This window comes from Mesorhizobium sp. 128a (genome assembly GCF_053848025.1).
Genome location: NZ_JBSPKY010000073.1, coordinates 1 through 1427, shown reverse-complemented (window position 1 = coordinate 1427; position 1427 = coordinate 1). Strand labels below are relative to the sequence as shown.

The following is a 1427-nucleotide window of genomic DNA, read 5'->3' as shown; positions in this document are numbered from 1 at the left end:
TGAACTGACCCCGTAGAGTTGGACGGTTCATTGAGTTGGTAGGTTTAAGGGCTGGTTCCTGTATTGCACAGGGGCCAGCCCTTTCAGTTTCAGTTTGATGCGGCGGTGGTTGTAGTAGTCGATGTAGTCCGTGATGGCTTCGTCCAGGCTTTGGACGGTGTCGAAGGTTCCGGGATGGAAGAGCTCGGACTTGAGGATTGCGAAGAAGCTCTCCATTGGGGCGTTGTCGAGGCAATTGCCTTTGCGTGACATGCTTTGTTGGAGGCCTCTGGCTTCCAGCCTGCGTTGGAATGCTGGCATCTGATACTGCCATCCCTGATCGGAATGCAGGATCGGCCGTTCGTTCGCACCAAGCCGGGCGAGGGCTTTGGTCAGCATATTGTCCACCATATTGAAGCGTGGGCGCTGCGCGGTCTCGAACGCGACGATCTCGCCATTGTAGAGGTCCATGACCGGGGACAGGTAGAGCTTGTCGCCGGCCAGGCTGAACTCCGTCACATCGGTCACCCATTTGCGGTTGGCGCGGTCGGCGCCGAACTTGCGCTGCAAGAGATCGGGAGCTGTCCGCCCAGCCTCGCCTCTGTAAGAACGATACTTCTTCGGCCTGACCAGCGACTTCAATCCCATCCCGGCCATCAGGCTCTGGACGGTCTTGTGGTTGACGCACCGGCCCAACCGGCGCAGTTGCGCAGTCACCCGGCGGTAGCCGTAGCGGCCCTTGTGGTTGTCGAAGATGGCCTTGATCGCCTCCTTCAACGCCGCATGGCGATCCGGGCGCGTCGCTGCTTTCTGTCTGTAATAGAACGTGCTGCGCGGCAGCTTCGCCAGCTCGAGCAACCCCTCAAGCGGATGCAACGGCCTTAACGCCTGGACGGCTTGCGCTTTTTGGGCGCGTGTCCCTGCGTTAAGGCCTCCAGTTTTTTTAGGTAGTCGTTCTCCATCCGCAGATGCTTCAGCTCAGCCAGCAGTTCTTCGCGGCTTTTGGCTTCGTCACTGGCTGCAACAGGCACTGCGGGGGCCGGCGGCTTTGACATGGGTCGCCCTCTGGGACGAGGGCCGAGTGCCTCTATCCCGCACGCATGATAGCGCTTCTCCCAGCCCGTCAGGCAACTGGCATTGCGGATATTGAACAACGCAGCCGTCTGCCGATACGACAGACCTTCTCCCCACATCCGCTCAAGCACTGACAGCTTGAACGCTGCGTCGTAACGGCCGTACTTGCCAGATAGCCCGGCATCGCCGTGCGCTTGGTACAAAGCTACCCATTTACGAACAGTCGCTGCGTCAACGCCATGGGTCGACGCCGCACTCCCATAGCTCCCATCATCGCCTAAATAGCTATCCACAACCGAGCGCTTGAAACTCTCGCTGTATTTGGACATGCAAAACCCCCGAAGGTTGTGTCCAACTTTCGGGGGTCAGTTCAC

The 1427-nt window shown here is 59.0% G+C and carries 1 protein-coding gene; it reads right to left on the bottom strand.

The window, feature by feature from the left end; genetic code table 11:
- Positions 1 to 27 precede the first annotated feature (27 nt).
- A protein-coding gene (locus ACWTU9_RS33100; protein ID WP_455861999.1) for an IS3 family transposase occupies positions 28 to 1382 on the bottom strand; the annotation gives its coding sequence in 2 pieces (ribosomal slippage) (positions 28 to 903 and positions 906 to 1382; 1353 coding nt in all).
- Positions 1383 to 1427 lie beyond the last annotated feature (45 nt).